7 protein-coding genes are annotated in these 7,046 nt (G+C 69.9%); 2 read left to right on the top strand and 5 right to left on the bottom strand.

The features are described from left to right. The 3 genes from mshB to ACY5KJ_RS05140 form a co-directional block, all read right to left on the bottom strand. The coding region (gene mshB / locus ACY5KJ_RS05130) for an N-acetyl-1-D-myo-inositol-2-amino-2-deoxy-alpha-D-glucopyranoside deacetylase (RefSeq protein WP_462202890.1) at positions 1-875 on the bottom strand (875 nt) is incomplete at its 3' end. A 102-nt stretch (positions 876-977) separates the two neighbouring features. After that, positions 978-2,840 (bottom strand): translational GTPase TypA, encoded by a 1,863-nt coding sequence (typA, locus tag ACY5KJ_RS05135; protein WP_462202887.1) that lies wholly within the window; start codon positions 2,838-2,840, stop codon positions 978-980. A 275-nt stretch (positions 2,841-3,115) separates the two neighbouring features. Further along, positions 3,116-3,619 (bottom strand): (deoxy)nucleoside triphosphate pyrophosphohydrolase, encoded by a 504-nt coding sequence (locus ACY5KJ_RS05140; RefSeq protein ID WP_462187154.1) that lies wholly within the window; start codon positions 3,617-3,619, stop codon positions 3,116-3,118. 160 nt (positions 3,620-3,779) lie between these two features. Between ACY5KJ_RS05140 and ACY5KJ_RS05145 the strand changes: the two genes are divergently transcribed. Then, on the top strand, positions 3,780-4,079 hold the full coding sequence (locus ACY5KJ_RS05145) for a 4a-hydroxytetrahydrobiopterin dehydratase (protein ID WP_462187153.1): 300 nt from the start codon (positions 3,780-3,782) through the stop codon (positions 4,077-4,079). A gap of 44 nt (positions 4,080-4,123) precedes the next feature. Here the strand turns inward: ACY5KJ_RS05145 and ACY5KJ_RS05150 are convergent, their stop codons facing one another. Beyond that, positions 4,124-4,498 carry a DUF952 domain-containing protein gene (locus ACY5KJ_RS05150; RefSeq protein WP_462187152.1) on the bottom strand — a complete coding sequence of 125 codons (375 nt, stop codon included), beginning with the start codon at positions 4,496-4,498 and terminating at the stop codon, positions 4,124-4,126. 122 nt (positions 4,499-4,620) lie between these two features. On the opposite strand from ACY5KJ_RS05150, the gene ACY5KJ_RS05155 reads away from it, so the two are divergent. Further along, positions 4,621-5,796 carry a heparan-alpha-glucosaminide N-acetyltransferase domain-containing protein gene (locus tag ACY5KJ_RS05155; RefSeq protein WP_462202888.1) on the top strand — a complete coding sequence of 392 codons (1,176 nt, stop codon included), beginning with the start codon at positions 4,621-4,623 and terminating at the stop codon, positions 5,794-5,796. A gap of 122 nt (positions 5,797-5,918) precedes the next feature. On the opposite strand, the gene ychF is transcribed toward ACY5KJ_RS05155, so the two are convergent. Further along, on the bottom strand, positions 5,919-6,995 hold the full coding sequence (gene ychF, locus ACY5KJ_RS05160) for a redox-regulated ATPase YchF (RefSeq protein ID WP_462187150.1): 1,077 nt from the start codon (positions 6,993-6,995) through the stop codon (positions 5,919-5,921). Positions 6,996-7,046 lie beyond the last annotated feature (51 nt).

Here is a 7,046-nt window from a genome sequence, read left to right on the forward strand (position 1 = left end):
GGAGAGTCGAGCCCTTCGTGCTGGCCGAGGGCGCCCGGACCGTCCCCCGGCCCCCGGGCGCCCTCGGCCAGCACGAAGTGCTCGACACTCCAGGCTCGCTGACCGATGCCGTCGGCGAGCGCGAAAAAGAACCCGTCGACGCTCATCTGTGTCCGGTGCGACCGCATGGCGGCGATCTTCGCCTCGAAGAAGTGGGGAGCGGAGAGCTCGGTCGTAATGTCCGCATCGTCGACAAGCGTCATCCCCAGCTCGTCCACGGACTTCAGACCCGCGAACGGGCTGCTCTCAGCGGCGGAATCGCGGAAGTACTCGAAGCCCGCGACGGCGCTCGACCGCGCCAGCGCCGTCTCGTATCGCTTGGCGACCTGCCAGGCCGGACCGGCCTGCGGGGCGAAGGACGGGTCGGCGGCGTCGGTGAAGGCCCTCCGGGTGAGTTCGTGGGCCCGGATGTGATCGGGGTGCCCGTAACCACCGCGGGCGTCGTAGCTGACGAGCACCTGCGGCCGGACCTCGCGCACGATCCGCACCAGCTCCGCCGCGGCCTCGTCCAGGTCCGCCCGCCACAGACAGCGGGGATGGTCGTTGGCAGGGGTGCCGATCATCCCGCTGTCCCGCCAACGCCCGGGACCGCCAAGAAAACGCTGGTCGGTGATGCCGAGCGCGGCGCAGGCACCGGCCAGCTCGCCGATCCGGTAGCCGCCGAGCTGATCGCCCCGATCCGCCTGCAGATTGATCAGCTCGGGCACCAGTACCTCTCCCTCCTCCCCCAATGTGCACGTCACGAGGGTGACGTGGGTGTCGGGGGCGGCGGCGTACGAGGCAAGCGCGATCCCCGTCGAGATCACCTCGTCATCGGGGTGGGCGTGCACGAACATCACCCGCCGGGCGGGAAGTGGCGCAGTAGAGGGTGATGATGGGGCAGCTGTCGTCACATTGACGACCCTACGGGCGACTTTGCCGCAATCTGGGGACCGGGCTCAGGCTCGGCGGCGGGAGCGGATCTTCTCGCGTTCGGCGGCGGTCAGCGCCACCTTGCGCAGCCGCACGAAGCCCGGGGTGACCTCCACGCACTCGTCCTCGCGGCAGAATTCCAACGCCTGCTCAAGGGTGAGTACCCGGTGCGGGGTGAGCCGGACCAGCTCGTCGCCGGTGGATGAACGCATGTTGGTGAGCTTCTTTTCCTTGGTCGGGTTGACGTCCATGTCGTCCGCCCGGGAGTTCTCACCCACGATCATGCCCTCGTAGACCTCGGTCGTCGGCCCGACGAACATCGTGCCGCGTTCCTGGAGGTTGAACAGGGCGTACGCGGTCGCCACCCCGCTGCGGTCGGCGACCATGGAGCCTGTCGCCCGGGTGCGCAGCTCCCCGAACCAGGGCTCGTACCGGTCGAAGACGTGGTGCAGCAGCCCGGTACCGCGGGTCTCGGTGAGGAACTCGGTCCGGAACCCGATCAGCCCGCGGGCCGGGACCAGGTACTCCAGCCGGATCCAGCCGGTGCCGTGGTTGACCATCTGCTCGACCCGGCCCTTGCGCAGCGCGAGCAGCTGGGTCAGCGTGCCGAGGAACTCCTCGGGCGCGTCGATGGTGAGGTGCTCCACCGGCTCGTGGATCTTGCCGTCGACAATGCGGGGGACGACCTGCGGCTTGCCGACGGTCAGCTCGAAGTCCTCGCGCCGCATCAGCTCGACGAGCACGGCGAGCTGCAGCTCCCCGCGGCCCTGCACCTCCCAGGTGTCCGGCCGCTCGGTGGGCAGTACCCGGATCGACACGTTGCCGATGAGCTCGGCGTCCAGCCGGTTCTTGACCAGCCGTGCCGTCAGCTTCTTGCCGGAACGGCCGGCGAGCGGGGAGGTGTTGATGCCAATCGTCATGCTGATGGACGGTTCGTCGACGGTGATGACCGGCAGCGGCCGGGGATCACCGGCGTCGGCGAGGGTCTCCCCGATCGTGATGTCGGGGATGCCAGCGATGGCGATGATGTCGCCCGGCCCGGCCGACTCCGCCGGCACCCGCTCGAGCGCCTGCGTCATCAGCATCTCGCTGATCTTGACGCGCTGCTGGCTGCCGTCGGCCCGGCACAGCGTCGCCGGCTGACCACGCTTGATCGTGCCGTTGTGCACCCGGCACAGCGCGAGCCGGCCGAGGTACGGGGACGCGTCGAGGTTGGTGACCAGGGCCTGCAGCGGCGCGTCCGGATCGAACGACGGCGCCGGCACGGTCTCCAGCAGAAGGTCGAACAGCGGCTTGAGATCGGGTGAGTCCGGGCTCACCCCGTCGGCCGGGCGGGTGGTGGAGGCACGGCCCGCCTTCGCGTTGCAGTAGACGATCGGGAAGTCGATCTGGTCCTCGTCGGCGTCGAGGTCGAGGAAGAGCTCGTAGGTCTCGTCGACCACCTCGGCGATCCGGGCGTCCGACCGGTCCACCTTGTTGATGACGAGCACCACCGGCAGCCGCGCCGCGAGCGCCTTGCGCAGGACGAAGCGCGTCTGGGGCAGTGGGCCCTCACTCGCGTCCACGAGCAGCAGGACGCCGTCGACCATCGACAGGCCGCGCTCGACCTCACCGCCGAAGTCGGCGTGACCGGGCGTGTCGACGATGTTGATCGTGATGTCGCCGTAACGGACCGCGGTGTTCTTCGCGAGAATCGTGATGCCCTTCTCACGCTCCAGGTCCATCGAGTCCATCACGCGGTCGGTGAGCTCGGCATGCTCGCCGAACGCGCCGGACTGGCGCAGCATGGCGTCAACGAGGGTGGTCTTGCCGTGGTCGACATGGGCGATGATTGCCACGTTTCGAAGATCGGCACGAAGAGACACGGTGATGCGCTCCGGGGCGGACATGGGGTTCGCGACCCCGCAACAACGACGACGACGTCACCGCATGAAACGACGGTAACGCATGAACCGGTGACGCGAACGTTCTGGCGGGTGCCCGCCATGGTGTCGGCGCCGCGGCACGACGATCTGCCCGTCACGCGTACACCGGCAACGGTCGCACCGCCACTCATGGTACGGATGCACCCATGGTACGGATGCCACGGCTACAACGGGCTTCACCGGTCCGGGGCTTCACCGGTCCGCGACCTCCCGTCGCCGGCGTTCAGAAGAGCCGGCGTTCAGAAAAGCGATCCGGGAGCCGACAGCACGCGGCGCAACTCCGCCACCAGGGGCCCGTCGGCCGGCATCCACCGGACATCGTCCAGTTCGGCTACGCCGAGCCAGCGCAGCTCGTCATGCTCGACGGGCTGGGGCTGCCGGCGCGTCACCCGGCCGAGCCACACCCGCAGCACCCACCCGGGGCTGGACAGCCCGACCTCGCCGAGCGGCGGACCGACCTCGATCTCGACGTCGAGCTCCTCCCGGCACTCCCGGGCGAGCGCGTCGAGCTCGTGCTCGCCGGGCTCGACCTTGCCGCCCGGAAACTCCCACATCCCGGCATAGGGATGCGGTTCCCGGCGCCGGGCGGCCAGCACCCGGCGATCGTCGTCGAGCAGCGCGACGGCGACGACCAGACGTCCCCTAACCACCGGGACGTCGGTGCCGTCCCGGTCCTCGGGTGTTCCACGCCGTCGTCCATGGGTAGAAGGGAGGGCATCCAAGCCCTCCACATCCGCGTTCATGGTGCCGGACTCTCCCAGAGTCCGGCCAGCCGTGGATCCGTTCCCGGCGGATCGTGTCTGATGAGCCTTTCGGGTGGCTCCACCAGGACGGCTCGCCCAGCAGCGGGACGTCGGACCGCAAGCCAGAGAATCAGAGAATCACCAGCCGGAGGGAATCGGTATGCCGAGCAGGCTGGACACCACCGAAGTCGCCGAGGCGTTGGCGGCACTACCCGGCTGGATCGGCGACGCCGACCGGATCCAGTTGGAGATCATGCTGGACGGGGACGAGGCCGATGCGATCGTGGCCGAGGTCATGCAGGCAGCGGACGCGATGAACCATCATCCGGTCGTCGAGCGGGGCCCGGGAACAACGACCTTCACGGTCTGGACCCACTCAGTCGGCGGCGTCACCGAGCTGGACGTGGCCCTGGCCCGCAGGATCTCACAGATCCTGTACTCGGCCGGTGTCTCGTACTGAGCTCTCGTACCGAACAGACGTCTCGTACCGAACAGATCTGGAGATCACCAGAGGCTGGGCAGCACCCTGAAGACACCATCCGGATCAGGCGGGAACGGTACGACGATCGTCACCGCGCCGGTGTCGATCATCCCATAGAGATGCGGGAAGAGCTCCCCTGGCGCGGGCGTGCCCCCCGCGGGCGCCTGGCCGGCGGGCGCCCCGGCCGCCGGCGGCTCCCAGCGCAGCTCCGCGCTCAGCCGCTCCGGGTCGACGACGACCAGCAGCAGGTCCGCATGCCCGGCGTAGTACCGGTTCGCGGTGGCCACGGCCTGCTCCGGGGCGGAGAAATGGATGAACCCCTCGGATGCCAGGCTCGCCGGGCGGTACCCGCCAGCCCCGGCCGCCCACTCGGACCGGCCCGCCAGATGGCAGATCACGCCATCCCCCTCTCCTTGCCACTCATCAGTCGTTGACTGCCGAGCCACGGTCGCGGTGCCCGCATCGGCCCGGGGATACTCCCGGCGGGCCGGACGAAACCCACCCCCGCCCGGAGACCAGTGTGAAGGGCGTGCCCGCGATGCTTCAGCCCCGTTACCCGCAGGCCCCCGGGGGAGGCCGCGTACGCGGAGTCGACGCGGCGCGGGGCATCGCCCTGATCGGCATGGTCGCGACGCACGTCTATCCCGCGGTCGAGGATGACGGGGCGGCGACCCCCGCGCATCTGCTCGCCTCCGGCCGGGCCTCGGCGGCCTTCGCGGTACTCGCCGGGGTGGCGCTGGCGTTGTCGACCGGCCGGCTGCCGGCGCCACAGGCGCGCGCGTCGACTGTGGCACGAGCGGCCTGCATCGGGACGATCGGCCTCGCCCTCGGCTACACCCACTCCGGCATCGCGGTGATCCTCTGTTACTACGCGCTGATGTTCATCCTGGCCGTGCCGCTGCTGCGGGCTCCGCTCGGAGCGCTGGTCGTCGTCACGGTGCTGGCGTTCGCGGTCGTCCCGGCCGCAGGCCTCCTCAGCCGGGACCATCTGCCGTCCCCGACCCTTGACGACCCAACCTTTGGCCGGGTGTTCACCCACCCGGTGAGCCTGACCCTGGAGATGGGCTTCACCGGCTTCTATCCGGCGCTCGCCTGGCTCGGGTATCTCTGTGTGGGACTCGCGGCCGGCCGGCTGGATCTACGGTCCACGCGGGTCGCCGCCGCCCTGCTCGCGGAGGGTGGCACGATCGCCGCGGCGGCGTCGCTGGCCTCCTGGGCACTGCTCCGGCACGCCGCAGGCATGGCCGCACTCGAATCCGTCGATCCCGTCGAGGTCGCGGGAGTCGGGCCGCTGCCGGTGCGCTCCATCCTCGACGCCGGGCTGTACGGCAGCACCCCGACGAACACCTGGTGGTGGCTGGCCGTCGACACCCCGCACTCGTCCACGCCCGTCGATCTGCTGCACACCAGCGCGACCGCGGTCGCCCTGCTCGGGTTCGTCCTGCTCCTGAGCCGGCTGCTGCCGCCCCTGATGCTGGTCCCGCTCATCGCCCGTCGGATCGATGACGCTGACCCTCTACTGCGCCCACGTGATCGTGATGTCCGCGTCCTTCCTCCCCGCGGACCCGACGCCGTCCTTCCTGCTCCAGGCGGCCGTGGCCCTGACCGTCGCCACCGCCTGGCGGGCGAGCGGGATGCGAGGACCGGTCGAGGCGGTCGTCGCCGCGGCCACCCGGCAGCTCGTTTAGCGCGGTGACCACGGCCGCCGGAGATCTTCAGGCCGCGGCCACAGCCTCGCTGTAGAGGCGGCCGTTGATCCCAAAGCTACTTCCGGACTCGCATTCCTTCGCGGTCCGGCCATAGCGGTCGGGAGGCTGCTCAGACGTTGAAGCGGAACTCCACGACGTCGCCGTCGGCCATCACGTAGTCCTTGCCCTCCATGCGCACCTTGCCGGCCGCGCGGGCGGCGGCCATCGAACCGGCCGCGATCAGGGCGTCGTACGAGACGATCTCGGCCTTGATGAAGCCACACTGGAAGTCGGTGTGGATGGCCCCGGCGGCCTCCGGCGCGGTCGCCCCGGCCCTGATGGTCCAGGCCCGGGCCTCCTTCGGGCCGGCCGTCAGGAACGTCTGGAGCCCGAGGGTGTGGAAACCGATCCGGGCCAGCTGGGCGAGGCCGCTCTCCTCCTGGCCGAGCGAGGCCAGCAGCTCCGCGGCGTCGGCCTCGTCGAGCTCGGCCAGTTCGGCCTCGACCTTGGCGCACAGCACGATCGCGTCCGCGGGCGCGACGGACCCGACAAGTTCCTTGCGCCGACCGGGATCGGCGAAGACGTCCTCGTCGACGTTGAAGACGTAGAGGAAGGGCTTGGCGGTGAGCAGGAAAAGCTCCCGCAGGGCGTCGCGATCGATCTTCGGTTCCGAGGACAGCGTGCGACCGGCGTCAAGCACCTCGCGCGCGGCCTTCACCGCGGCCAGCAACGGCTGCTTCGCCTTGTCGGCCCGGGCCTCCTTCTCCAGCTTCGGCAGGCGCGCGTCGACGGTCTGCAGATCGGCGAGGATCAGCTCGGTGTTGATCGTCTCGATGTCGTCGGCCGGGTCGACCCTGCCCTCGACGTGCACCACGTCAGGATCGGAGAACACCCGGACGACCTGGCAGACCGCGTCGGACTCGCGGATGTTCGCGAGGAAGCGGTTCCCCAGGCCCTGCCCCTCGGACGCGCCTCGGACCAGGCCGGCGATGTCCACGAAGCTGACCGTGGCCGGCACCGTCCGGGCGCTGTCGTAGAACTTCGCGAGCTCGCCGAGACGCGGATCGGGCACCCCGACCACGCCCACGTTCGGCTCGATCGTCGCGAACGGGTAGTTCGCGGCCAGCACCTCATTGCGCGTCAGGGCGTTGAACAACGTGGACTTGCCGACGTTGGGCAGCCCGACGATCCCGATCGACAAGCCCATGGCCGGTCAGTTTACGGGCCTCACGGCTACGGGCCTCACGGCTACGGGCCC

The sequence above is a fragment of the Frankia sp. CcWB3 genome, from assembly GCF_977927595.1.